The 24,514-nt window shown below is 65.4% G+C and carries 24 protein-coding genes and 1 pseudogene; 16 read left to right on the top strand and 9 right to left on the bottom strand.

Annotated elements, in window-relative coordinates:
* The 5 genes from FHG09_RS03110 to rplI all read left to right on the top strand — a co-directional run bounded on the left by FHG09_RS03110 (position 1) and on the right by rplI (position 3,216).
* On the top strand, positions 1-1,395 hold the full coding sequence (locus FHG09_RS03110) for a hypothetical protein (protein WP_193627265.1): 1,395 nt from the start codon (positions 1-3) through the stop codon (positions 1,393-1,395).
* Positions 1,396-1,504: 109 nt separating this feature from the next.
* Positions 1,505-1,795, top strand: coding sequence for a 30S ribosomal protein S6 (rpsF, locus tag FHG09_RS03115; protein ID WP_025779601.1), 291 nt, complete (start codon positions 1,505-1,507; stop codon positions 1,793-1,795).
* Between the two features lie 33 nt (positions 1,796-1,828).
* Complete coding sequence (locus FHG09_RS03120) at positions 1,829-2,455, top strand: single-stranded DNA-binding protein (protein ID WP_152346201.1); 627 nt, start codon at positions 1,829-1,831, stop codon at positions 2,453-2,455.
* 46 nt (positions 2,456-2,501) lie between these two features.
* The gene (gene rpsR, locus FHG09_RS03125) at positions 2,502-2,741 is read left to right on the top strand and encodes a 30S ribosomal protein S18 (protein WP_025779604.1); all 240 of its coding nucleotides are present in this window, start codon (positions 2,502-2,504) and stop codon (positions 2,739-2,741) included.
* A 16-nt stretch (positions 2,742-2,757) separates the two neighbouring features.
* Positions 2,758-3,216, top strand: coding sequence for a 50S ribosomal protein L9 (gene rplI, locus FHG09_RS03130; RefSeq protein WP_152346202.1), 459 nt, complete (start codon positions 2,758-2,760; stop codon positions 3,214-3,216).
* Positions 3,217-3,588: 372 nt separating this feature from the next.
* On the opposite strand, the gene FHG09_RS03135 is transcribed toward rplI, so the two are convergent.
* The 4 genes from FHG09_RS03135 to FHG09_RS03150 all read right to left on the bottom strand — a co-directional run bounded on the left by FHG09_RS03135 (position 3,589) and on the right by FHG09_RS03150 (position 6,969).
* Positions 3,589-4,239 carry a DUF488 family protein gene (locus FHG09_RS03135; RefSeq protein ID WP_152346203.1) on the bottom strand — a complete coding sequence of 217 codons (651 nt, stop codon included), beginning with the start codon at positions 4,237-4,239 and terminating at the stop codon, positions 3,589-3,591.
* Complete coding sequence (locus tag FHG09_RS03140; protein WP_152346204.1) at positions 4,236-4,454, bottom strand: DUF2945 domain-containing protein; 219 nt, start codon at positions 4,452-4,454, stop codon at positions 4,236-4,238. Before FHG09_RS03140 ends, FHG09_RS03135 begins: the two co-directional genes overlap by 4 nt.
* 141 nt (positions 4,455-4,595) lie before the next feature.
* Positions 4,596-5,774 carry an acetylornithine deacetylase gene (argE, locus tag FHG09_RS03145; protein WP_227492512.1) on the bottom strand — a complete coding sequence of 393 codons (1,179 nt, stop codon included), beginning with the start codon at positions 5,772-5,774 and terminating at the stop codon, positions 4,596-4,598.
* Between the two features lie 406 nt (positions 5,775-6,180).
* Positions 6,181-6,969 carry a class I SAM-dependent methyltransferase gene (locus FHG09_RS03150; RefSeq protein WP_152346206.1) on the bottom strand — a complete coding sequence of 263 codons (789 nt, stop codon included), beginning with the start codon at positions 6,967-6,969 and terminating at the stop codon, positions 6,181-6,183.
* A 370-nt stretch (positions 6,970-7,339) separates the two neighbouring features.
* Here FHG09_RS03150 and FHG09_RS03155 point away from each other — a divergent pair, with 370 nt between their 5' ends.
* The gene (locus FHG09_RS03155; RefSeq protein WP_152346207.1) at positions 7,340-8,656 is read left to right on the top strand and encodes a DUF445 domain-containing protein; all 1,317 of its coding nucleotides are present in this window, start codon (positions 7,340-7,342) and stop codon (positions 8,654-8,656) included.
* Positions 8,657-8,718: 62 nt separating this feature from the next.
* Here FHG09_RS03155 and FHG09_RS03160 read toward each other — a convergent pair whose 3' ends face one another.
* On the bottom strand, positions 8,719-10,602 hold the full coding sequence (locus FHG09_RS03160; RefSeq protein WP_152346208.1) for an FAD-dependent monooxygenase: 1,884 nt from the start codon (positions 10,600-10,602) through the stop codon (positions 8,719-8,721).
* A 228-nt stretch (positions 10,603-10,830) separates the two neighbouring features.
* Positions 10,831-11,226, bottom strand: a pseudogene (locus FHG09_RS03165) (VOC family protein).
* A gap of 172 nt (positions 11,227-11,398) precedes the next feature.
* Here FHG09_RS03165 and FHG09_RS03170 point away from each other — a divergent pair.
* The 8 genes from FHG09_RS03170 (at position 11,399) to FHG09_RS03205 (ending at position 20,426) form a co-directional block, all read left to right on the top strand.
* Positions 11,399-12,160, top strand: a complete 762-nt coding sequence (locus FHG09_RS03170) for an ABC transporter ATP-binding protein (protein ID WP_152346209.1) — start codon at positions 11,399-11,401, stop codon at positions 12,158-12,160.
* Positions 12,160-13,578, top strand: a complete 1,419-nt coding sequence (locus FHG09_RS03175; protein ID WP_152346210.1) for an FtsX-like permease family protein — start codon at positions 12,160-12,162, stop codon at positions 13,576-13,578. Before FHG09_RS03170 ends, FHG09_RS03175 begins: the two co-directional genes overlap by 1 nt.
* An 11-nt stretch (positions 13,579-13,589) precedes the next feature.
* Positions 13,590-14,972: an FtsX-like permease family protein gene (locus FHG09_RS03180; protein ID WP_152346211.1), complete on the top strand. Its 1,383-nt coding sequence runs from the start codon at positions 13,590-13,592 to the stop codon at positions 14,970-14,972.
* Positions 14,973-15,185: 213 nt separating this feature from the next.
* Positions 15,186-16,523 (top strand): replicative DNA helicase, encoded by a 1,338-nt coding sequence (gene dnaB / locus FHG09_RS03185; protein ID WP_152346212.1) that lies wholly within the window; start codon positions 15,186-15,188, stop codon positions 16,521-16,523.
* 14 nt (positions 16,524-16,537) lie between these two features.
* A complete protein-coding gene (locus FHG09_RS03190; RefSeq protein ID WP_152346213.1) occupies positions 16,538-17,209 on the top strand; it encodes a hypothetical protein in 672 nt (223 codons plus the stop codon).
* An 82-nt stretch (positions 17,210-17,291) separates the two neighbouring features.
* On the top strand, positions 17,292-18,461 hold the full coding sequence (locus FHG09_RS03195) for an MFS transporter (protein ID WP_152346214.1): 1,170 nt from the start codon (positions 17,292-17,294) through the stop codon (positions 18,459-18,461).
* Positions 18,462-18,551: 90 nt separating this feature from the next.
* Complete coding sequence (locus FHG09_RS03200; protein ID WP_152346215.1) at positions 18,552-19,466, top strand: LysR family transcriptional regulator; 915 nt, start codon at positions 18,552-18,554, stop codon at positions 19,464-19,466.
* 87 nt (positions 19,467-19,553) lie between these two features.
* The gene (locus FHG09_RS03205) at positions 19,554-20,426 is read left to right on the top strand and encodes a uroporphyrinogen-III synthase (RefSeq protein ID WP_227492513.1); all 873 of its coding nucleotides are present in this window, start codon (positions 19,554-19,556) and stop codon (positions 20,424-20,426) included.
* Positions 20,427-20,534: 108 nt separating this feature from the next.
* Here the strand turns inward: FHG09_RS03205 and FHG09_RS03210 are convergent, their stop codons facing one another.
* Positions 20,535-21,068, bottom strand: a complete 534-nt coding sequence (locus FHG09_RS03210) for a GNAT family N-acetyltransferase (protein WP_152346216.1) — start codon at positions 21,066-21,068, stop codon at positions 20,535-20,537.
* 54 nt (positions 21,069-21,122) lie between these two features.
* Here FHG09_RS03210 and FHG09_RS03215 point away from each other — a divergent pair, with 54 nt between their 5' ends.
* Complete coding sequence (locus FHG09_RS03215; RefSeq protein WP_152346217.1) at positions 21,123-21,623, top strand: SRPBCC family protein; 501 nt, start codon at positions 21,123-21,125, stop codon at positions 21,621-21,623.
* Positions 21,624-21,699: 76 nt separating this feature from the next.
* Here FHG09_RS03215 and FHG09_RS03220 read toward each other — a convergent pair whose 3' ends face one another.
* Together FHG09_RS03220 and FHG09_RS03225 are read right to left on the bottom strand one after the other, a co-directional pair.
* Positions 21,700-22,923: an amidohydrolase gene (locus FHG09_RS03220; RefSeq protein ID WP_152346218.1), complete on the bottom strand. Its 1,224-nt coding sequence runs from the start codon at positions 22,921-22,923 to the stop codon at positions 21,700-21,702.
* A 125-nt stretch (positions 22,924-23,048) separates the two neighbouring features.
* Positions 23,049-23,714, bottom strand: a complete 666-nt coding sequence (locus tag FHG09_RS03225; RefSeq protein WP_152346219.1) for an HAD family hydrolase — start codon at positions 23,712-23,714, stop codon at positions 23,049-23,051.
* Positions 23,715-23,839: 125 nt separating this feature from the next.
* On the opposite strand from FHG09_RS03225, the gene FHG09_RS03230 reads away from it, so the two are divergent.
* Complete coding sequence (locus tag FHG09_RS03230) at positions 23,840-24,484, top strand: GNAT family N-acetyltransferase (protein WP_152346220.1); 645 nt, start codon at positions 23,840-23,842, stop codon at positions 24,482-24,484.
* Positions 24,485-24,514 lie beyond the last annotated feature (30 nt).

Consider the following 24,514-nt stretch of genomic DNA (forward strand, 5'->3'; position numbering starts at 1 on the left):
ATGCCCTCGAAGCCCAGCACCCGGATCGCCGAGCCTCTGCTCGGCGGTCCGGTCGGCATTCACCTCGGTGTTGCCGGTCGGCGGTTCCGCAGCTCCCAGGCCTATGTGCTGGCTGCAGTCCTCGGCGTCACCACCTTCCTCGCCCTGGCTCTGCAGGGTCCGTGCCTGAGCTCGGGATACGAACAGCCGGCCGCCTCGGCGAGGATGTGTGCAGGGCCCCTGTCCACGGCCTTCGTCGGTGAGGTCAACCCCGAGGTGCTCGGACGCGCCCACGGCGGGGCGGCGGCACTGGCGCCTCTCGAAGCCCGCCTGGCCGGCCTGTTCCACCTGTTCACGAACGACGTCTCCCTGTTCATGGTCGTCGTGCTCCTGCTCAACACCGCAGGGATCGCGGCCCTCGGTGCGGGACTCCTCGTCCTCGCCCGCCACAGGGGGTGGCTGGTCGCGGTCTTCGCCTCCCCGCTCATCCTCTTCACTCTCGGATCGACTCTCGATCCGCTCGCCTTGGCGCTGGCCGTGTGGGCGACGGTCCTCTTCTTCAGGCCCCCACCGCTGCGCCCGCGAGGCTGGCTGGCCGGAGTGCTGCTGGGCATCGCAGCGTTCATCAACCCGCTCGCCCTCCTCGTTCTCCTGGCCCTGACCCTGGCCGGGCCGAATCCGGCGCGGGGACTGAAGCCGCGGAATCCGCGGATGATGCTCGCCGCGGCCACGATCACCTCGGCGCTGCTGCTCGTCCTCGACCCGACCGCGATCGACCGGATCATCCACTGGTATTCCGATGCCGTCGACGGCGGATCCTTCGCCTCGATCCTGCTCATGGCCGAACTCGGCGACGTCTCCGTCTGGGCGCCGCTGTGGATCATCGCCAGCGGCGGAGTCATCCTCGCCGTCGCCATCAGCCTCTACATGGTCCGACGCACAGGCCTTGACCCGGCGGCGGCAGCCTGCCTGCTCATCGGGGGCTGTCTGCTGCTCGCACCGGGACTCATGCCCTGGGACAGCCTGTGGCTGCTGCCCTTCATCGCGCTGTCCATCCGCCGCTGGTGGGTTCTCATCGTCTGGACCCTCGCCGAGGCGGTCTTCGCCATCGCCGTCCAACTCGGCGATGTCTCCGGCTTCGAGGCGGACAAGGGACTCGACTCCACCTTCGTCGCCCTGTTCACCCTGCTGCGGCTCCTCGCGCTCGTCCTCGTCGTGATCATGGCCGGGGAGAATCTCTACCGGCGACGGATCCGCGGTGGCACGGTCACGGCAGGGCCGCCTCGGCGAGGGGAAGAACCCGGGGCCACGCCTGCGGACGCTTCCGATGGAGCGGACGGGGATCATCACGATGGGAAGCGTAAGGAAGAGCACGAATCCGGACATGACAGCCTGCGCACCAGTCGATTAGACTAGTGAGGTCTGTTCCCATTTCGTGACCAGCACGGGATCGGGGACGGACAGGCATATACCCTCCTGCCATGGACCGACCATGGCCGCAAAGACCAGAGGAGGTGGGTGACATATGCGCAAGTACGAGCTCATGCTCATTCTTGATAACGACCTCGAAGAGCGGACGCTGGCTGACACCGTGAACAACCTGATCAAGGTTGTTCCGGCTGAGAACGGCACCGTCGACAACGTGGACATCTGGGGACGTCGTCGCTTCGCGTACGAGATCCAGAAGAAGTCCGAGGGCTACTACGTCGTGGTCGATTTCCACGCCGAGCCTGCAACGACCAAGGAACTCGATCGTCAGCTCGGACTCAACGAGTCCGTTCTGCGCACGAAGATCCTCCGCCCGGACGCCAAGTAAGGCGACTCAGCTACCTCGCTTCAAGGAGATTCAATGGCAGGCGAAACAGTCATCACGGTCGTCGGGAACCTCACCAGCGATCCCGAGCTGCGCTTCACACCTAACGGTGCGGCTGTCGCAAACTTCACCGTGGCCTCGACGCCGCGCATCTTCGACCGTCAGGCCAACGAGTTCAAGGACGGGGAGACTCTCTTCCTGCGCTGCTCGGTGTGGCGTGAAATGGGAGAGAACGTCGCCGAATCTCTGCAGCGCGGTACACGGGTCGTCGTTCAGGGCCGACTGAAGTCCCGGTCCTTCGAAACCAAGGAAGGCGAGAAGCGCACGGTCATGGAGCTGGACGTCGACGAAGTCGGCCCCAGCCTGCGACGCGCCACCGCCCAGGTGACGAAGAACAACCCCAGCGGCGGAGGAAACTTCGGCGGCGGCGGTGGCGGCTTCGGTGGAGGCGGCCAGGGCGGAGGCGGCCAGCAGGGCGGCTTCGGCAACCAGCAGTCCTCCGGATGGGGAAACAACCCCCAGCAGGGCGGCCAGCAGGGTGGGCAGCGCCAGGGCTACGGCCAGGGCAGCAACGGTCCCGCCAACGACCCGTGGGCATCATCGAACCCGCAGAGCGGCAACGGCGGCTGGGGCAACCCCGGCGCCGACGAACCCCCGTTCTGATCCACGTCTGAAGACATTTCGAGACATTCGTTAACAGGAGATACTCATGGCAAAGCCAGAGATCCGGAAGCCTATCAAGAAGAAGGCTAATCCGCTCAAGAAGGGCGAAGCGGCGAACATCCACTACAAGGACACCGCTACGCTCCGTAAGTTCATTTCCGACCGCGGCAAGATCCGTGCACGTCGCGTCACCGGTGTGACCGTGCAGGAACAGCGCGTCATCGCAAAGGCTGTCAAGAACGCCCGCGAGATGGCACTTCTGCCCTACTCGAGCTCAGCTCGCTGATCGGAGGGAGACAGATATGCCTAACCGCAAAGTGATTCTGAACCAGGAAGTCGACGGCCTCGGTGCCGCCGGCGATGTCGTCGAGGTTCGTGCCGGATACGCACGCAACCTGCTTCTGCCTCGTGGCTGGGCTTCGGCCTGGTCCGCCGGCGCTGAGAAGCACATCGAGTCTCTGCGCAAGGCCCGCCGGGCCAAGCAGATCGCCGATCACGACGAAGCCATCAAGGTCAAGGGCGAACTCGAGTCGACCACGGCTCGCATCGACATGAAGGCCGGCAAGAACGGTCGCCTCTTCGGCGCCGTCACCCCTGCCCTCGTGGCCGAGGCCCTGCAGACCGCGACCGGACGCGACTTCGATCGCCGTCAGATCGCGCTGACCGGTCACGTCAAGACCCCCGGCAGCTACAACGCTGTTGTGCGCGTCGGCGACGAGATCACCGCGAAGATCAAGTTCGAGGTCATCGGCAAGGCCTGATCCAGGCCCTGTCCGGATGATCCGGACGTGGTGAGTCGGTCTCGGGTTCTGCCCCGATCCTTCGGGATCGCTGATCGACACCACCACACCACCGCCGAGGCGGCACCTGAGTCCAGGTGCCGCCTCGGCGTTTTTCGTGGGATGGGCTGGATTGGGCGCGCAACCGATCGTGCCCGCACCAGACGGTGCCCGCACCAGACGGCACCTGAAGTCGACGGTGCCCGCAACCGACGGTGGAGGATCCCTACGCGTTTTTGACACGACGTTGTGATGCTCTCAGATCATCGCGAGGGCGACATCTCCTCTCGTTGCATCGGTGGAGTGTGCCGGTACCGGTGAGGGATGCCCAGGAGTCCGGGCGATTCGGACCAGTCAGCTGTCGGCCGGGTAGGTGAGGATGCCGACCGCCGAGTTGGCGGCACCGGGGACTCGTTCGGTGTCGAGGCGGGCACCTTCGCTCATTTTCGCCGCATCGACATGCCCTTCGCCGAGGATGTGTGCGACGGGGAGGTCTCGGGCGAGCAGCTGATCGGCGATGATCCTGCGATGGCAGCGCCACCACACGGCTTCTGAGCACATGAGCGCACAACGCCTGCCGTCGCTCCAGCCGATGAGGGTCTCGAGGTCGGTGCGGAACTCCTCGGAGAGGCAGTGGTCGGCGTAGTTGTGGAAGCTTCTGTTCTGCCACCAAGCGTTGACGTCGAAGGGCACCGTGCGGCTGACCGGTCGCCGGCCTGTCAGTCCCTCGAGGCGCCGCAGCTCGATCCCCACCTCGGCGAGGTCGGTCTCAAGGGTGTCGGCGTTGAACTGGGGATTCCGGTTCGATCCTGGGAGTTTGCGGACGTCGACGACCACCTCGGTGCCGGTGTTCGTGAGGAGTCCGATGAACTCGTTCAGTTCACGATTCGAATGCCCGACGGTCAGCAGGTGCGGCAGGTTCTTCGTGTCTTCCGATTCCGTGTCGGTCCAGGCCTTCGGAGCGATGTCCGTCTTCCGCCTCGACGAACTGACCTGTTCCGTCATTCGTCGTCGACGAGGTGGAGGGCGCTGCCTTTGTGAGCGGCGATGTGATCGGTCTTGTCGCTCTTGATCTCGTACTGCGGTTCATCGTCCGAGGCGCGGCGGTTATGGCCCTTGTACTCGAAGTCCGAGGTGTGGACTTTGGTGACCGTCCCGGAGACCTCTCCGGCCTCTGAGTTCCACGCCACATGATCGCCGACGGAGAATTCGGACCCCATGGTGCCTCCCTGCTGCTGAGGATCGCTGTCGACTCCATCCAAACACGAACCGCCGTGGAGGGGAACCCGGTGCAGATCCGGGAGGCCGCTGCACTTTCGGGCCCCGAACAGCCCGGAGGCACGGAAGCGCCGGAAGTTGTCCTAGGAGCGGTCCGAGAGATCGGAGATGAGGGCGTCGACGAAGAACTCACAGGCTGCGATCTGGTCGAGCTCGATGAACTCGTCCGGTGCGTGGGCCTGGGCAATGTCCCCGGGGCCGCAGACGACGGTGGGGATGCCGGCTTCGGAGAACAGTCCCGCCTCGGTGCCGTAGGTGACCTTGTCGTCGGTGGCGATGCCGCCCCAGTTCGCGGCGAGCGAGACGATGTCCGCATCGGCAGGGGTCTCGCAGCCGGGTGCCTCGGCCTCGATCATGAAGTCGACCCCCGCGATCTTGTTCTCGGCGGCCATGGCCCGGCCCAAGCGTTCGGCCTCGGAGCGGAACCGCGCGATGAGCCCTTCGCGATCGACAGCCCCGAGCGAGCGGAATTCGAACTGCACGGTCGCCTCGGCGGGGATCGTGTTGATGGCGATGCCGCCGTTGAACGTGTTCGCCGTGACCGAGGTGAAGGGCACGACATAAGCGTCGTCGAAGGGACCTTCGGTGCGGAATTCGGCAGCGACGGCGTGGACGAAGGCGACGAACTCCGAGGCGTAGGCGATGGCGTTGACGCCTTCGGGAGTGAGTGACGAGTGGGCGGCGACGCCGTGGAAGTCGACGCGGAAGACATTCATCGATTTGTGGCCGCGGATGACGCGCATGCTCGAGGGCTCGCCGACGACGCAGCCGCGGGGAGCGAGCCCCGCCTCGGTGATGGCCTCGACGAGGGAGATGGCGCCCACGCAGCCGATCTCCTCGTCATAGGAGAAGGCGAGGTGGACGGGTTCTCGCAGCTTCGCGGCCTTGAGCGCTTCGAGGCGGGAGAGGATGACACCGACGAAGGACTTCATGTCCGCGCTGCCCCGGGCGAAGTACTTTCCGTCGCGGATCTCAGGCGTGAACGGATCCGAGGACCAATCCTGGCCGTCGACGGGGACGACATCGGTGTGGCCGGAGAGGACGATGCCGCCCGTGGTGGTGCCGTCGGCTGCGGGAATGGTCGCGAGCAGGTTCGCTTTCGTGCCCTCCGGGTTCGGGATCCGGCGGGAGTCGATGCCGGCGGACGCGAGACGGGCTTCGACGTGCTCGATGAGCGGCAGGTTCGTGTCCCGGCTCGTCGTATCGAAGGTGATGAGATTCGTGATCTCGGTGATGGTGGCGTCGGCGGGTGTCGCTGGCACGACTGCTCCTGACTCTCGGATGCTGTTGGCGTCGATGTGGTCGTCTCGCGTCGGCTGCGGCGACGGGGCCGTGGTGGGCCCCAGAGGGCCGTGTCCCCGTGCAGCCTTGCGTGACCGGACACTCCTCACTCTACGGGTCAGTTTCATGCCGCGCGGAACCGGCCCGGTCGGTGGGCGCAGGTGCGGTGCGAAGCGGTGTGGTGGTCGCAGCTTCGGTTCGGCGTCGGTTGCGGGCGCGGTGCTCTTAGAGTGTGCGGCGCATCCCGCACCCTTGGCGCCACATCCTCTCGCCGGCCGCACAACGCCTGGGCGGCCGCATAACCTCCCGTTGCATCGGTGCAAAGTCGTATTGACGGGGCGGCGCGGCAGAAACGGTGACAGATGCCCGGCTGCGGACAGGGCCTCTTCAGGCGTGCGCGAGCACGAGAAGAGCGTCATTTCGTGCCTCGAGGCCGTTGTTCGGGATGACTTTCGACATCTCTTCGCGCATGACCGCCCTCTTCACCGGGTCCATTGTCAGCTGAGCCGAGTAGGTGAAGACCATCGAGAGCCAATCGTGCCTCGAAAAGCGGAGGTCATCGGTGAAAGTGGCCTCGTTCGGGGTGAATCCGGCACTGCGAAGCTGTGTGAGAGCCGGATGTTCGACGTGTGCGAAGTTGTCCTCGGCTCCCGCAGTGCCCAGACTCGCAGCTGATCCCTCGGCGTGGAAGCGTGCCGTGATCGCATCGAGCCGGGTCTTCAGTTCGCCCTTCGGTTCGATGTCGTTCCAGGCAAGGGCCAGACTCCCACCGGCCTTGAGCGCGGAGCGGATCTTCGGCAGGGCAATGATCGGGTCGACCCAATGGAAGGACTGTCCGAAGCAGACAAGGTCGAAGGTGCGGCCCTGCGGATCCCATTCCTCGAACACCGACACGTCCACTTTGAGGCCCTTGGCTCGCGCGATGGCGGCCATCTCGGAGTCGGGCTCGACCGCGAGGATCTCGGCACCCGCATCCTTCAGCTGGGAAGCGAGGAGACCGGTGCCGGAACCGACGTCGAGGATGCGCGGGGCGCCTGAACCCGAGCCGGCCCCCGCCTCGGCGGCCTGCATCACGGTCGAGATGAGCGCGGCAGGGTATTTCGGACGGTAGGCGTCGTAGTCCGCGGCCACCTCGCCGAAGGATTCCGCGCGTTCACGATTCTCGAAATACTCCATCTACCGAGCTTATCGCCCACGAAGGATCTCGCGGCGCTTCCGCAGGCGGCCATCCCCTGTCACACGATGATCGACGCGGGCTCGGGGAACTCCGCGAATTCGACAGACCCAGGGCCCGCCGCGTCGGCCTCGGGACAGGAGGTCTTCTCCTACGGGCAGCCGCATAACCAACCGATGCACCGGGGCGTTAAGTCGCGAACGGTGCATAGTGTGGGCAGCGGGTAGGTGTGATGCCAACGGTGTTGGATGCCTGATCGCGGTTCCGCTGAACTCCGGCTCGGACTGCACGCCGAATTCTCAGCTGTGAACCCGGCTGAGGATGCGGGTCGAGGGCGCTGGTTTCGCTAAAGTCGTGGAGCAGGGGGTAACGATGTCGATCGAGAAGACACCATCCGTGCCGCGCTTCGGCGCCGGAAGCGGAACCGGCGGGCCGGCAGAGCTCACGCCGGAGGATCAAGAGCGCGCTCGCGGGCTGAAGAAGATGCGCACTCTCGCGCTCTCGCTGCTCATTCTCGCCACGCTCATCTTCCTCTCCACTCATATCTTCACCGACAACACGGGCGTCTGGGGATTCGTCTCCCGAGCCTCGGAGGCGGCGATGATCGGCGCGATCGCCGACTGGTTCGCCGTCACCGCGCTCTTCCGTCATCCCCTCGGACTGCCGATCCCGCACACCGCGATCATCCCGCGCAAGAAAGACACCCTCGGTGCGAGTCTGTCGGCCTTCGTCGCCGCGAATTTCCTCCACGCCGAGGCGGTGTCCACGAAGATCCGATCCGCCGAGATCTCCCATCGAGCCGGACAGTGGCTGGCCAAGCCCGGCAACCGCGACATCGTCGTCGACCGTGCCGCGGGAGGCCTCGAATATGTGCTCGCGCGCATCGATGACGACTCCATCAAGGCGCTGACCCGGAACGTCATCATCCCCCGGCTCGTGGCCACAAGGAAGACACCAGTGCTGGCGCAGCTGCTGCGCCAGATCGTGCTCGACGGCGCCCACCACAAACTCGTCGATCTCATCGTCGCCGAAGCCTACTCCTGGCTGCGTGACAATCCGCAGGTCATCGACGAGATCGTCCACAACCGGGCACCGTCCTGGGTGCCCGATTTCGTCAACGAACAGCTCGCGAACCGTCTGCAGCGCGAAGTGCTCGGCTGGGTCGCCGACGTCCGCGACAACGAGTACCACAAGGCCCGCCAGGCGCTTGATGCGTGGCTCGTCGACCTCTCCGACGACCTCGAATCCGATTCATCGCTGTCCCAGCGGGCCGAGGAGATCATCGACGACCTGCTCAGCCAGGACGGGGTCGTCGACTCCGTGCTCGAGATCTGGACGTCGCTCAAGCAGCTGCTTCGCGAGGCGATCATCGACGAAGGCGGAGAAGTCCGTGCCCGCATCTGGCAGCTCATCGGCGAATTCGCCGAGCGTCTGCAGACCGACTCGGAATTCTCCCGCCGCATCGACGACCGGATCGCCACGACCGCCGGTGATCTGGCAGAGAGCTTCGGGCCCGAGATCGCCAGCGTCATCTCCGACACCATCGAACGGTGGGACGCGAAGGAAGCCGCCGAGCGCATCGAACTCTACGTCGGCCGCGACCTCCAGTACATCCGCATCAACGGCACCGTCATCGGCGCCCTCGTCGGACTCGCGATCCACACCGTCATCGTGCTGCTGCCGGGGTGAGGGGCCGACTGCATCGCCTCACCCCGGCAGCCCGAGAGTTCGCATCCGCACCGCACCGGTGATCAGGCTGGGGTGAGAACCCTGTCCCTCACCATGGACTGAGCGAAGAACTCGGTGATCTCGTTCCGGGCGCTCAGCGGCAGAACGTGAGCCACATACATGTCCGGACGGACGATGACGAGGGCACCTGAGCGGTTGATGCCGCGGGCTTCGAAGATGTCATCGTCCGGGATCGCCGCATAGACCTTCTCCCAATCCATCACCTGTAGGCGTCCGACCTTCGGCAGGAACAGACTGGGGGCATGGGGCAGGTCGACATCGTGATAGCTCTGCTGATAGATCACCTTGGCATCGAAGACGCTGTCGATATCGGTGTTCTCCGGTGTGAAGAGTCTGACCGGGGACTCGTCCGATTCCTCCAACCAGGAGGCAAGATCAATGACAGCGGAACCATCGGCGTCGGCGAACGCGTACAGGCGCCAGCGACCGTCGGCTCGGAAATGATGACCGACCTGGACCGTGGTCGTGTCGGCGACCCTGGACACGGGAGCGGATTTGAAGCGCATGCCCAACGGGAAACCCTGGGCCAGTTCCTGCCGTGCACCGGTTCCGATGATCGGTGACGTCGTGTACTTCGTATCGAACCCGCCGGGGAAGTTCGCAGTGTCGGTGAAGAAGTCGACGATCTCCTGGGGGCTCTCCATCTCTTCGGGACGTCTCGACATCATCGACGACCATTCCTTGTCGTAGTCGATGAGCTTCTGAGCCACGTCCTGACGCTCGTCGTTGTACGTCCTCAGCAGAGATTCGTCGCTGCGTCCGACGAGAACCTGGCCGAGCTTCCACGCGAGATTCCAGCCGTCCTGAATGGAGACATTCATCCCCTGACCGGCCTTGGCGCTGTGAGTGTGGCACGCATCGCCGGCGATGAAGACCCGCGGATTCAGATCAGGATCATTCTTCGCGGCGACATCATCGAAACTCTGTGCCACGGTATGGCGGACCTCGTAGATGCTGAACCATGTGACTTCTCGGACGTCGACCGAGTAGGGGTTGAGAATGCGGTTGGCCCGTTCGATCGCCTCCTCGGCCGTTGTGGCCAGGATGCGGTTGCGAGTCTCCGGCGTCGGATCTTCGAGCGAAACGTAGAACCGGGTGAGGAATCCGCCTTCGCGCGGAATGAGCAGAATCGACCCGTCCTTGTCCGACTGGATGCCGCTTCTCGTGCGGAAGTCCGGGAAGTCCGTATTGGCGAGGATGTCGATGACTGCCCACGCCTGAGTAGTCGAGTCGGAGGTCAGTTCGACATCGATGCAGTCACGGACCTTGCTGCGGGCACCATCGCAGCCAGTCACATACTTCGTCCACACTGTGCGGCGGACACCGTGCTCATCTGCTAAGCGGACTTCCACCGGGTACTCTCCGGTGTCGTGGACGGTGAGGTCGAGGAATTCATAACCGTAGTTGACGTTGATCTTGGCGGGACCATCGGCTGCACGTTCGGCGAAGTAGTCGATGACCCGGGCCTGGTTCACCGTCAGGATGGGAAACTCGCTCACATACGACGGAGGATCGGCGGCACGTGCTCCGCGTGCTATTTCGGCAGGGTGTTCGGGATGCGGCCCCCAGAAGCTCATCTCCCGCATATGGCTGGCCTCTTGAGCAATCGCGTCATAGAACTCGAACGCCTGGAACGTCTCACAGCTGCGAGGGAAGAGACCGTCTGCTCGACCGGCTGCGAGGCGACCTGGACGCCGTTCGATGATTCGAGTATGCACATCGGGATACTCGGTGAGCTGCGCGGCCTGTACTATGCCCGCCGGTCCCGCGCCGACGATGAGGACGTCCATCGTGTCAGGGAGGTCCTCGACACGATCAACTCCTGTGCCTTCCGCATCTCTGATTCGAGGGTCGTGACCGACATATCCGTTGTGGTGATACTGCATCCGATTAGCTCCTTCGCTAAGTGAGTCGTTTCTCAGGCGGAATCAGACTCGGGAGAGTCACCCTGTGGCTTCCCCTTGCAATCCGATCCCACTCTCCTCATTCACAGTGACCTGAGACACATGTGGTGCCGTTGCCATCCTGAGTGGGAGTCGCCTGAAACGCCATCCGATGCTTCCGCCCAATGGAAATGATCTGCCGGTGGTACCGCTTCGAAGGCAGGCTCGGCCTTAAGCGCCGTCGGCCTGATGGACGAGTTGGATGAGGTTGCCGACCGTATCGTCGAGGACGGCAGTGGTGATCGGCCCCATCGTCGTGGGCTCCTGAGTGAAGGTGACTCCGAGATCCTTCAACCGCTCGTACTCGGCCTGAACATCATCGACGGCGAACTGATTCATCGGGATCCCGTCGGCCACGAGCGCCTCGGTGAAGGGAACCACCGCGGGATGAGAATCGGGTTCGAGGACGATCTCGACTCCGTCGGGATCCTCCGGTGAGACGACCGTCAGCCAGCGTGGGCCTCCCATGTCGATATCGTGCTTGGGCAGGAATCCGAGTTTGTCCGTCTAGAAGTCCAGGGCTTTCTGCTGATCGTTGACGAAGATGGAAGTCCAGTTGATCTTCATGATGGCTCCTTGGTTTCCGGCCGTGCGCCGGTTCGGTCGATGTCGCGGTGTCTGGAGACTATCAAGCACCGTGCCAGATTTCGGCTTTCCATCAACAGGGGTTGGGTTTTCCTTCCCCCACTCGTGGGCTGACTTCATGGTCGGCGCAGAAGCCGCGAGAAATGATGGAGACATGACTTCTTCACCGAACGCCGCACAACAGCCTACGCAGCAGACCGTCAACCAGCACCCTGCCATCATCACCGCCGGCAACGTCACGAAACACTTCAACCAGACCTACGCTCTCGCCGGAGTCGACCTCACGATCGGCCTCGGCGAATCTCTGGCCATCATGGGACCGTCCGGTTCCGGTAAGACCACCCTCCTGCACTGCCTGGCCGGGATCATCAGCCCCGACGGCGGCCGGATCCGCCTCTCGCCGACCGACCGCAGCGCCGCCGCCGAGATCACCTCACTCAAAGAGTCCGGTCGCACCGCTCTGCGACGCGAAGTCTTCGGCTTCGTCTTCCAACAGGGACTGCTGCTGCCCGAGCTCACGGCCGTGGACAATGTCGCGCTCGCCGCCATGCTCGCGGGAATGAACCGCTCGGACGCCACCGCGCACGCCCGGGCCTGGCTCGACCGCCTCGGCCTGAGCGAACATGTGAACAAGCGGATCGGACAGCTCTCCGGGGGCCAGGCCCAAAGAGTGGCGATCGCCCGTGCTCAGGTCACCCAGCCCGTCGTCACCTTCGCCGACGAACCGACCGGCGCCCTCGACTCGCGCACCTCCTCCGAAGTCCTCACCGAGCTGCTGGGCTCCACTGTCGGCCGTGGCTCCACCCTCGTCGTCGTCACCCATGACGAGAACGTCGCCGCCCGCTGCTCCCGTGTCGTGAGACTCGCCGACGGGCGCATCGTCGCCGACTCGGCGATGCAGGAAGCCGCACAGTGATGAATATCCTTCCCATCCTCCTGTCCCGACAGTCCCTGACCTCGACGACGGCGCGGCTCGTCGGGATCGCCTTTTTCTCCTGCTCGACGATCTTCCTCACCGTCGCCGCCGGCGTCTGGGCGTTCACCGACCGCCCCGAGGTCACCGGATACGCCGAGGTGGCCGGGCTCTACCAGCTCCTCGCGGTCCTCGCCACGGTCTTCCTCGTCGTTCCCGCGACCAGCCTCGGAGTCGCCTCGGCGAAGCTCAGCGCCCGTCGCCAGGACGAACGTCTCTCGACGCTGTCCCTGCTCGGCGCGAAACGCAGCATGATCCGCCTCGTCGCCGTCGCCGAACCCTTCATCCCCGCCTCGCTGGGCATCCTCGTCGGAATCGGCGGCTACCTGCTTATCGCCTGGCCGCTCAGCTTCATCACCTTCGTCGGTGAACCGCTGGGCTACCAGGCCCTGCTGATGCCGGTCTGGCTGCTCGCCGCGGTCGTCGCGGGCCTCCTGGCCGTCTGCCTGCTCGCCTCGCTCATCGGCCTGCGCAAGATCACGATCTCCCCGCTGGGCGTGCGCACCCGGTCCCTGGCACGGGAGTTCCCCCTGGCCCGCGTCATCGCGACCATCCTGCTCGTCCTCGTCGTGGCCATCGCCACCTACGTCTCCACTCAGATGCAGCTGTCGACGACGGCCACCATCATCTACAGCATCGCCACGATCGGCATCGCGCTCCTGCTCATCAGCGTCCTCGGCGTCCTGTGCATCCGCATCCACGCCGGCATCTCGGCACGGATCGCCCGCGGTCCCGCCTCGGTGATTGCCGCCGGAATGATCGCCGACGCCCCCGGACAGTACTGGCGCCGGGTCGCCGGACTGGCGATGATCACCTTCATCGCCGTCGTCGGCGGGGCGGGAACGGCGATGATGCGCGGCGGTCAGGAGGACTTCACCGCCGAGGATCGGGCCGTCATGGGCCCCTACCAGCACCTCGGCGACGACATCTTCACCGGGCTCATCCTCACCCTCGTCATCGCCTTCGTCCTCGTCATCGTCTCGGCCACGATCAACCAGGCCGCTGACATCCTCGACCGCGCCACGACCTACCGCGAGCTCCACGCCGCCGGAATGACCCAGCAGATGATGCACCGGGTGACTGTGAATGCCGTGATGTCGCCGATCCTCCTCGTCACCGTCGGCTCCCTGTTCCTCGGTGGGATCCTCGCCTGGCTCATGGCCTCGGTGAGCGACCTCGGCGATCCGTTCACCATCGGAGTCGTCACCGCCGTCCTCGTGGCCGGGGTGGCGATGGTGTGGCTGGGACTGCAGGCCACCCGCCCGCTCGTCCGCCGGGTCACCGAGGTCGACCCCGACAACCGCACCCTCGCCGAGGCGGCCCCCGAGAACCGGGGCAACGCCGTGGCGGCGGTGGCTTGAGAGGAGACACGATGTCCACATCCTTCGCAGCAGTTCCCCTCGTCCTCGGACGGAGATCGCTGACCTCGGCGAGCTCCGTGCTCGTGGCCGCGGCGTTCTTCGCCTGCGCCACGCTGTTCCTGACCGTGGCGGCCGGGGCCTGGATGTTCTTCCAGATCCCGCCGAGCTCCGATCCCGCGGACCAGGGGCTCGACATCATGTACAAGACCCTGGCCGGACTGGCCACGGCGCTGCTGATCATCCCCGCCTCCACACTGGCCTCGGCCTCGGCGACCCTGTCGGCCCGCAGGCAGGACGAACGGCTCTCGACGATGTCGCTGCTCGGGGCCCGGCGCTCACAGATCACCGCGCTCGCCGTGGCCGAACCGCTGATTCCGGCTCTGGCCGGGATCGTCCTCGGCGTTGTGGGCTATCTGGGGCTCGCGCTGCCGGTCAGCCTCATCCACTTCATGGGCCGACCCATCGGGTACCAGAATCTGCTCATGCCGGCCTGGCTGCTCGTCATCGTGGTCGTCCTCCTGGTCCTCGTCTGCGCGGGTTCGGCGCTGCTCGGTCTGCGCAAGGTCGCGGTCTCCCCGCTGGGGGTGCGCACGAAGAGCATGGAGCGGAAGTTCCCCGTGGCCAAGGTCCTCGTCACGGTGCTCGTGATCTGCCTGCTGCCGATCGTGTATGCGCTCACGCAGGCCGGCGGGCTGGGTATGGGAGTCGTCCTGGCCGCGATGGTCGGATTCTTCGTCCTCGGCCTCGTCGTCGTCGACCTCGTCGGCGGGCTCCTCGTCCGCTGGTTCGCCCACCTCAGCGGACGTCGGGCGGCCACCGCCGATCGGCTCATCGCCGCCCGTCTGGTCTCCGATGAGCCGAAGCGGTTCTGGCGTCGCGTCTCCGGTCTGGCGATGGCGTCCTTTACCGCGGCCGTGTGCGGGTCCGGGGTGGCGCTCATGCAGCTCGGACTCGACGCCGCCGAGGACGACCCGCAGTCGATGAGTGCCTCCGAGCTCCATCTTTTCCATGACCTGTTCACCGGGGTGCTGCTCGTCATGGGCATCGCGATCGTGCTCATCGCCGTCTCGGCGCTGATCAACCAGGTCGCCGACATCCACGACCGAGCCGACACGTTCGCCGACCTCTATGCCGCCGGCGCCGACCCCCAGCTCATGCACCGGGCGCTCGTGCGAGCGGTCATGGCACCGGCGATCTGGGTGTCGCTGCTGGCTGGAGGGCTCGGGCTCATGCTCGTCCTGCCCTTGGCCGGGGCCGCCCTCGTGTTCGAACCGGTCACGTTCCTCACGATCCTCCTCACCATCGTCGTGGGCATCGGAATCATCCGTGCCGGGCTGCAGCTGACGAAGCCGATCCTGCGCTCGGTGGCCACGGCAGGGCGAGCGCGGGACTGAGGATCCCCCACCGTCACCGAGGCGGCTCACCCGTTCACGGTGGGCCGCCTCGGTGACGTGCTGCGACGGAGTCGGAGGGGTCTCTGCGATGTCAGTGCCGCGTCCTACGATGGCAGGTGTCGGGTCGATGGGACCCTCCACGGGTCTCCGGGTACAGTTGGAGCGCACCACATGAGGGTGGGCGATCCGAGGCTGTGAGGAAGAGGAACTTAAGTGAGCAACGACCAGGGCTATGACGGTCTGAGGACCCCGCCGCAGGACGTCGAGGCCGAGCAGAGCGTGCTCGGTGCGATGCTTCTGTCGAAGGACGCCATCGCCGACTGCGTCGAGACGATGAACGGTGACGACTTCTACAAGCCCGCTCACGAGACCATCTACGAGGCGGTCCTCGACCTCTACTCCCGCGGTGAGCCCGCGGACTCCGTGACGGTGGCGAACTATCTGACGAAGACCGGCGACCTCGCCCGCATCGGCGGTGCCGCCTACCTCCACACCCTCATCTCCTCCGTCCCGACCGCTGCCAACGCCGGCTACTACGCCGCGATCGTCAGCGAACAGGCCGTGCTGCGTCGCCTCGTCGAGGCAGGCACCCGCATCGTGCAGATGGGCTACGACGCCGAAGGCGACACCGATGACGTCGTCAACTCCGCGCAGGCGGAGATCTACAAGGTCACCGAACGCCATACGACAGAGGATTACGTCATCCTCTCCGACATCCTCGGCGAGGTGGCCCAGGAGATCGAACGCAACGGCAACACCGACGGTCAGACCGCGGGTGTGCCCACCGGCTTCACCGAGTTCGACAACCTCACCAACGGTCTGCATCCGGGCACGATGATCGTCATCGCCGCCCGTCCCGGTGTCGGCAAGTCCACCCTTGCTCTCGACATCATCCGCTCGGCCGCGATCCACAACGATGCCGCCGCCGTGTTCTTCTCGCTCGAGATGGGCAAGAACGAACTCGTCATGCGTCTGCTTTCGGCCGAGTCGGAGATCCCGCTGCAGAACCTCCGCCGCGGTGAGCTCAGCCCGCACGATTGGACGACCTTGGCCGCGACCGAGGCGCGGATCAACAGTGCGCCGCTGTTCGTCGACGATTCGCCGAACATGGCTCTGACCGAGATCCGCGCGAAGTGTCGGCGGCTCAAGCAGCAGCACAATCTGCAGATGGTCTGCGTCGACTACCTGCAGCTGATGTCCTCGGGCAAACGGGTCGAATCCCGACAGCAGGAGGTCTCGGAGTTCTCCCGTTCGCTCAAGCTGCTGGCCAAGGAGCTCGAGGTCCCGGTCATCGCTTTGTCCCAGCTCAACCGCGGCAGCGAGCAGCGCACGGACAAGCGGCCGATGATCTCCGACCTGCGTGAGTCCGGGTCGATCGAGCAGGACGCGGACATGGTCCTCCTCATCCACCGTGAGGACATGTACGACAAGGAACACGAACGCGCCGGTGAGGCCGACATCATCGTCGCCAAGCACCGTGCTGGTCCGACGATGGACATCCCCGTGGCGTTCCAGGGCGCGAAATCCCGGTTCGTCAACATGCCGCAGTGATGAGCGGTGCCGGGATGTACGAGAGTGGGAGGGACCGCCGTTGGAATCAGGGCGGCCGGAACCCGCTGAGCATCGTCATCACCGGTGTCGTCTTCCTCTTCGGCATCGGCGTGGTCTTCGCGATCGGGTACCTGTTCCCGTCCGTGCTGCTGGTGACCATCATCCTCGGATGCTTGGTGTTCGTCGGCGTCACCCTGGCGATGCGCCGGTTCATGGGGACGGCTTGGGCGTATTGGTACACCGGTCCGTTCGTCGCCATTGCGCTCATCGGCACGGTGATGCTCGCCGAGGATGTGGCACTGTCCCAGGCGGGCGAGCTCACCGAAGTGGTCGTCGTCGACCACGAGGTCGACGTGACGACCCAGCACAATCCGAACGGCAGGCACGCTCGGAAGGTCTACACGCACACCTACTCTCTCGAACGCACCGATGGGACTCCGGTCGCCGAACCGATGATCTACCGCGGCAAGGACGGATTCGACGACTTCGACGAAGGCGATACGGTCTCCGTCCTCATCGACCCGGAGGGGAATGCGCCGACCGAACCGGCCGATGACGTCGACCTACCGGCCGACATCGGTGTCCTCGTCACCGGGCTGGTCACCTCGGGGATCGTGTTCTTCATCTGCGGAATCGTCGTTCTGCTGCGATGGACGCGCTCGCCCTCACCACACAGGGTCCGCTGAGGACTGAGCGGGATCGTTCCCGCGCGATCGTTCGATGAACGGGAACGTTTCGATCTGAGGAACGGGCGTAGGGTGAAAGGCTGTGAGTGAGACTCCAGCCGACCCGCCAGCGACCAAGCCTCCGTCGTCGATAGCCGCGGCGGCCTTCGTCTCGAGCTTCGACCGGTTCGCGGTCAGCCCGCTGCTCGTCCTCATCGCCACCGACCTCGGCGCTTCACTCACGCAGAGCCTCGCCGTCGCCAGCCTCTATTACCTCGCCTATGGTTTCAGCCAACCGGTCTGGGGAGTTCTGTCCGACCGGTTCGGACGTGTCCGTCTCATGCGTCTGACCCTCATCGCCGCAGCGATCGCAGGACTCGCCTCGGCGCTGGCTCCGGGACTGATCACACTCATCATCGCGCGTGCCTTCGCCGGGGCTTTCTACGGGGCGATCGTTCCGACCTCGCTGACCTATGTCGGCGACACGGTCGCCGAGAAGCATCGCCAACCGGCTCTGGCCGATCTCATGGCCGCCATCGCCATCGGCACCGCCCTGGCCACGGCGGCCTCGGGGCTCATCGCCGACTGGCTCGACTGGCGGATCGTCTTCGCGGTCCCTGCCGTGCTAGCCGTGGTCTGCTGCTTCGGACTCAACGGACTGCGTGAGACCCGCAGCGACGGCGGCGGTATGCTTCGCACTCTGTGGTCGGCCATCAGCCACCGCTGGGTTCTGCTCGTCGTGGGCCTGGCCTTCGTCGAGGGCGCAGCAGTGCTCGGTGTGCTCACACTCATGGCACCGGCGCTGCAGGCACAGGGCGTCGGCGCCGGACCAGCAGGTCTGGCGACGGCCGCCTATGGTCTCGGGGTCATCGTCACCAGCCGCATGGTCAGGTTCCTGTCCACACGACTGACGATGCCGCGCCTCATGGCTCTCGGCGGGTCGACGACCGTCATCGGCTACGCAGTGGTCGCCGTCCACGTTTCGATTCCGACGGTCTTCATTGCCGCCGCGCTGCTCGGAGCCACCTGGTCATTTCTGCATTCCTCCCTGCAGACGTGGTCGACCTCGGTGCTGCCGCAGGCCAGAGGCACAGTGGTCTCGCTCTTCGCCGGGTGCCTCTTCGGCGGCAGCGCACTGGGTGCCGCCGCAGGTGGTGCTGTCGGCGCGGCAGCCCAGTGGACTGTGCTCTTCGCCTCGACTGCCGCGGTCATGCTCGTCCTCACGGTCATCACCGTTCTCAGCCGACGCGCCTACGAACGCCGGTCCGGCTGAGATCTGGGCGGTCGCGCTCCGGGGCGATCAGGGACCCGGCTGAGCGCTGAGAACAGGACCAGCCGTGACGGTATGCCTACTATGGCAGACATGGACACCACGCCCAACGACCTGCTCGTGTTGTTGGCCGTCTCTCGCACTGCGAAGTTCACGACGGCGGCACACAACCTCGGGCTCACCCATTCGACGGTCTCCCGACGCATCACCGCCTTGGAGAAATCCTTGGGCGGACGTGTGCTGGCCCGTTCCGATGACGGGTGGGAGCTGACCGACCTCGGGGAGCGAGCCGTCGCGGTGGCCGAACAGATGGAGACCGCGGTTGCCGAACTCGGGAACACGGGCCAGGGCCCTGACACGGTCACAGGAGTCGTTCGCATGACAGCCACCGACGGGTTCAGCGCCTATATCGCCTCCCCGGCGGTGGCGAAGCTGCGGCACCGACACCCGGGGCTGAGCGTCGAAATCGTCACCGTCACCCGCCAAGCCCTGCAGCAGCGTTCGGGGCTCGACATCGAGGTCGTCGTCGGCGAGCCGCGCGTGCACCGAGCCGAGGCCATGAAGCTCGGCGACTACGAACTCGGTCTCTATGCCTCGAGCGACTATCTGGCCGCCCGAGGAACTCCCGCCTCGGTGGACGAACTGAGCGACCACCGACTCGTCTACTTCGTCGATTCCATGCTCCAGGTCGACGATCTCGACGCGCCGAGGCGACTCTTCCCTTCCATGAAAGATGCCCTCACCTCGACGAACGTCTTCGTTCACGTCGAAGCCACGCGAGCGGGTGCGGGTATCGGCTTCCTGCCGTGCTTCATGGCCGATCGTCACCCGGACCTCGTGCGCCTCTTCCCCGACACGGCGGCCGAACGTCTGCCCTACTGGCTGGTGCTGCGGCCCGATTCGCTGCGTCGTCCGGCCATCGCCGCACTTGTGCAGGCGCTCAAGGATCAGATGCTCTCCTACCGCGGCGCCCTGGAGGGCCGGGGCGGAACCAATCGGCAGAACTGAGCTGCGCCCGGCGAGGGACCCACTGGCGGAAGGAGCGCGTTGCTGTTCCTCTCAGGAGTTGCCCCGGTGGAATCGGGAGAAGAGGATATGAGTATGGTCCAGTCCCGTACCGATGTCGGCAATGAACTGTCCGGACGTCGCATCGTGCTCACAGCTCAGCGGCGCGCAGAACAGCTCGCATCCGCTCTCGGAAGGCACGGCGCGGAGATCGTGCATGCACCGACCCTGTCCGTCATCCCGCACAGCGACGACCCCGAACTCGTCGCGCGCACCCGTGAGCTCATCGAACTCCGACCTGACACCGTCGTGGTCACGACCGGCATCGGATTCACCGGCTGGGGCGAAGTGGCCGAGACCGCGGGACTGCACGAGGAGTGGCACGCGATGCTCGCAGGAGCACGGATCGTTGCCCGCGGCCCCAAAGCGCGCGGGGCGATTCAGGCCGCCGGACTGACTGCCGACTGGGTCGCCGACTCCGAGACCAGCGCAGAGATCGAAGAGGTGCTCCTCGGTGAGGGCGTGGATGGGCTGCGAATCGCCGTGCAGCACCACGGTGTCGGCGCCGACGGGCTCGACGAGGCCTTCGCCGCGGCAGGAGCCGACGTCCGCTCGCTCATCTTCTACCGCTGGGGTCCGGCCCCCGATCCGGACGCCGTGATCGACGCGGTTCGCGAGGTTGCGCAGCGCGGATGCGACGCCGTGGCCTTCACATCGGCACCCGGTGCCGCAGCGTTCCTTGCGGTGGCTGAAGAACAGGGCCTGCTGCCCGCTGTGGTCGAAGCGTTCAACGATGCACACGGTGTGGTGGCGGCTGCGGTCGGCGACGTCACCGCAGCTCCGCTGCATGAACAGGGGATCAGAACCGTGATCCCTGAGCGATTCCGGCTCGGAGCTCTGGCCCGCACTCTGGTCAGTGAACTCGCTGGTTCGGGGCGTGGCGAAGTCGATCCTCGCAAGTGATCCGAGCGCTCGGCAGCCTTCGGACTCGACCCATTCGTGCCGCGGCCGCGCTGAGATGGTGGGAGGCGAGGCGAAAGGCGATGACCTCGTCATCGGAGACCCGGACCGTCATTCGTCCCGGCCCGCTTCGGTCGGCGACGTCGATGACAGGACCAGCGAGTACACCTCGTGGATCGGTGAGGTGTGCCGCAGTGACGGGTCTCGTCGCATGCCGAGCTTCTCGGCGACCCGCTGAGACGCTCGGTTCGCCTGGTGGATGATTGCGACGAGGTGCTGAGCGACCCCGAGGTCGCGTGCATGGTCACGGCAGGCCAGGGCCGCCTCGGTGGCAAAGCCCTTCCCCTGAGCCGCGACCCTCACGTGAAACCCGACCTCAAGATGAGGGGCCCCGTTCACCGTCTGCCAGGAGAGACCGCAGTCGCCGATGAACTCGCCGTCATAGGTCTCCGCAATCCACAGTCCGAAACCGTGCTCCGCGTAGTTGCGCATATTCCAGTCGATCCATGCCGCCGCCTCGTCGCGATTCTTGGGGGCCGGATAGAACTCCATGACCGTGGAATCGCCGAGCAGTGCGGCCATGTCGTCGAGGTCGGCCATCGACATCTCGCGCAGTCTCAGACGAGACGTCCGGGGAGGGTGCATAGACGTCAGGCTACCCCGTGCCCCTAGGGTGGGACGAGAGACGAAGGGACAGTGATGACACGAACGATGCAGGTCAGCGACAGCGTGATGATCAAAGCGGATGCCGCCGCGCTGTGGGAGCAGATCGCCGATCCGACGCAGATGCCCCGATGGAGTCCGGAGAACACCGGAGCGACCACGCTCTCATCCTCCGGTCCTCTGCAAGCCGGCGATGTGTTCGATGGCACGAACCGTCGCGGGCCGACGACGTGGGTAACCGAATGCGTCGTCACCGACTCTGTGCCCGGCAAGCGGTTCGCCTTCACCGTGCGCCGGATCGGCCCCCGCACTCCGAGCATCGCAGGAGCGAACGCGAGCTGGGCCTACGAGTTCGAGGACCTCGGAGGGATGACACGAGTGACCGAGTCGTGGACGGATGATCGCCGTGGGTGGCCAGACTGGCTGGCCTGGGTCTTCGATCACATCGTCACGCGTGGGAGGAGCTTCGCGGATTTCCAGCGTCTGAATATCCGGCGGACGCTCACGGCGCTGAAGGATGATTTCGAAGCTCGGTGAGGAGAGACGAGGCTGAGTTCCGCGGTCGACACAGGCCGCGGGCTGCGAAGGCCTCTGCCGACCGCGTGATCATGATTCAGCCGCCGAGGTAGGCCAAAGCTCCGACCACCTGCGCCTTCGTCGCGATCTCGAGGGTCGGCTCGAGTTCGGGGGCGAAGAACGGCGAATGATTGGCCGGAACATCCGTGAGCACCGTCCCCGCCTCCTCGGCCGCCTTGTACTTCTCGGCGTCGAAGGATCCGACGAACCAGTAGGCATAAGGGATGCCGAAGGCATTCGGCAGTTCGCTGAAGTCCTCCGACGCGGTCGCCGGGTCGGCCTCCTGCACCGCCTCGGCGCCGAAGAACTCGGTGAGCGCCTCGGTGACGGTGTCGTTGACGGTCTCACTGTTGTCCGTCAGCGGAAACTGGTCGAAGTACTCGAACGTCGGTTCCTTCGGGGACCCGGCTGCTTCGCATTCGCCGCGGACGATCCGCTCGATCGACGCGATGACCCTCTTCCGCACCGCGGTGTCGTAGGTGCGGACATTGAGCAGCAGCTCGGCCCGGTCAGGGATGATGTTCGACTTCGATCCCGCGTTCGAGGCCCCGACGGTGACGACAGCGAACTCACCCGGCTCGGTTTCCCGAGACACGATCGTCTGCAGGCGCAGGACGATCGAGGCGGCAATCACCACGGGATCGACGGACAGGTGCGGCATCGACCCGTGAGCGCCCCGGCCGAAGACCGTGATCTTCACCGAATCCCCGGCCGACATCACCGGGCCCGCAGCGGTATAGATCGTGCCGGCCGGCAACGGCATGACGTGCTGGGCCAAGGCCACATCGGGTGTCGGAACCTTCGACGTCAGTCCGTCGTCGATCATCGCCTTCGCTCCTGCCGCGTTCTCCTCTGCCGGTTGGAACAAGGCGATATAGGTGCCTGACCAGGCATCACGATTCTCATTGAGCAGGCGCACCGCGCCGAGGAGGGCGGCCGCGTGCATATCGTGACCGCAGGCGTGCATGACCCCGTCAACGGTGGACGCGTAGTCGAGACCGGTGTCCTCGGCGACGGGGAGAGCATCGATATCGGCTCGCGCGAGGACGGTGGGCCCGGTGCCGTTGTCGATGACGGCCACCAGACCGGTGGCAGAGATCCGAATGACCTCGAGGCCGAGTTCACCCAATTCCGAAGCTATGCGATCGGCGGTCTTATGCTCGTCGAGGCTGACTTCGGGGTGGCGGTGGAGGTCTTTGTAGACCTCACGCTGCCAGTCCAGCTGGGTGTCGATGGAGTCGAGGAATGCGGGTGTCGTCATCGTGTCTCCTGTGATCAGGTCGCGGGTGGACTCTCCAGGCGCGGACGATTCTCACAGTATCAGCGGGGTCCCCGCGCGGGTGCTCGAGGCCGATTGCGGGTGCGTGATACCCAAAGGGGATGCTGTTATGAGCAGAGCAGTCCGAGATCGGACAGATCCTCTCGCAGCGAGGCGGCGCCTGAGAAGACATGGCCGACGAAGCCGAGTCGTTCGGCCGCCTCCACATTGGCAGGCAGATCATCGACGAAGACGGTGCGGTCCGGGTCGAGACCGAAACGGTCGCGGGTCAGCTCGAAGATCGCCGGATCGGGTTTGACCAGCCCGACTCGACCCGAGACGACGATGTCCTCGAGTTCGCTGATCGCAGGGGCGACGACGGGTGCGTGATGAATGGTCTCAGCCGACCAGTTCGACAGTCCGAGCAGGCGGACGCCGGAGTCGCGCAGCTCGGCGACGATCTCGGCCATGCCGTCGATGGGACCGGTCAAGGACTTTGCGAAGTTCTCGTAATAGCCGGTGACGATCTCACCGTGGTAGGGGTCCGCCTCGGCGGCGCGGGCGATGACCTCGGTGATCGGAACCCCGGAGTCCGCTGCGGTATTGAGCGTGGGGAAGTCGGCCGCCTCGGCGAAGGACTGCCACTCCTCGGCACTCATGCGATCAGCCAACGGCCCTGTCTGGTCCCAGCCGATGAGCACATTGCCGAGGTCGAAGACGACGGCCGTCGGGGTCGGACGATCGGCCGAATTCGTGTGCGAGTCGGACTGAGCGGGTGAAACTGATCGGGCCATGGGGCCACCACCTGTGGTCGGCTTCGTTCGGACTGTTCCCAGGCTACCGGGCGATTGCGAAACCGGGTCCCATGCGCGGTCGGCAAGCCATTGTGGATTCGGTCCCGCTGGCTTAGGTTGGTCTCATGATCGGCTACCCGCCACTGCAGATCCGGGTGAAGACGCCCCGACTCGAGCTCGTCGGTGCCGACGACGAGAAGCTCGCGGCGCTCGCGCCACTCGTGCGAGAGGGCAAGGTCTTCGCCGAACCCGCCCCCTACGACGACCCGATGTCCTTCTACGAATCCGACCCGGACGTGCGGGTGAGCAAATGGCTGCAGAGCGTGTGGCGCGGACGCGGGCGATTCGGGCCCGCGGAGTTCCGTTTGGGATTCGCCGTCCTCGTCGACGGTCAAGCGGTGGGCATGCAGGACCTCATCGCGGAGAAGTTCGACACCTGCGGGACGGTCCTCTCGTTCTCCTGGCTGTCGACGGACGTACGCGGACGCGGCCTCGGCACGGAGATGCGCAGCGCGATGCTCCACCTGGCCTTCGCCGGACTCGACGCCAGGGAGGCCGGCTCCGACGCCTTCATCGACAACATCGGATCCAATCGAGTATCCGAAGCGTTGGGATATGCCCGCAATGGTGTCGAGTGGGACATCCGCCGCGGCGAGCCCGGGCTTCTGCAGCGATGGCGACTGACTCGTGAGGCCTGGGAGGCCGGTCGGCGCGACGACATCGAACTCACCGGAGTCGAGGACTTCGTCGCCCTGCTAGCCCACCACTGACCCCACTTGCTACCCGACGGCGGCCCAGCA

It is taken from the genome of Brevibacterium sp. CFH 10365 (assembly GCF_009299785.1).
Classification (GTDB): domain Bacteria; phylum Actinomycetota; class Actinomycetes; order Actinomycetales; family Brevibacteriaceae; genus Brevibacterium; species Brevibacterium limosum.